The sequence below is a fragment of the Achromobacter sp. JD-1 genome (assembly GCF_038594925.1).
Taxonomy (GTDB): domain Bacteria; phylum Pseudomonadota; class Gammaproteobacteria; order Burkholderiales; family Burkholderiaceae_B; genus Achromobacter; species Achromobacter spanius_C.
Genome location: NZ_JBCGCS010000109.1, coordinates 1 through 532, shown reverse-complemented (window position 1 = coordinate 532; position 532 = coordinate 1). Strand labels below are relative to the sequence as shown.

The following is a 532-nucleotide window of genomic DNA, read 5'->3' as shown; positions in this document are numbered from 1 at the left end:
TCTTGGCGTCAGCATTGGCGGGCGCGCCGCCCTCCTTCACGATGGCCGGTACCGCCAGGCCAGCGCCGGCGATGACCTTGCTGACATACCCATTCCTGAAGCCCGAGGTCAGGTTGCCCGTGTTGTAGCAACTGAATGCCGCATACAGCGCGTTCTGTCCGGGGCCGTGCAGCTTGGCAGCTCGCTTGTAGCAATCGACGAGGACGCGCTGGGCAGATGCGAGGTTGACGCAAGGGTCGAAGATACTCTCGGGCGTGACACCGAGCCACTTCCAGTTCCGCACGTTGATCTGGCCGTAGCCAACGTCGAAGTCCACACCTTTAGCCATCAGATCGCGCACCGCCTGGATTGCCTCCTCTTTGGACTTCGGGCGGATGCTTACATGGGGCTTGGCGTTGACTCCAATGGCGAGCGGATTGAAGGCTGACTCGTGACGGACCACAGCGCTGAGCGTACTGATGTGCACGTCGGGCGCACACTGCCTGGCGAGGGTAGGGAAGTCCATCGGTCAATTCCCCACCATGCCGAAGCC

At 62.0% G+C, this 532-nt stretch carries 1 protein-coding gene; it reads right to left on the bottom strand.

Annotated elements, in window-relative coordinates; translation table 11 throughout:
• Nucleotides 1–505: lytic transglycosylase domain-containing protein (locus tag WBR68_RS31460; protein ID WP_230696282.1), on the bottom strand; the 505-nt coding region annotated here is incomplete at its 3' end.
• Nucleotides 506–532 lie beyond the last annotated feature (27 nt).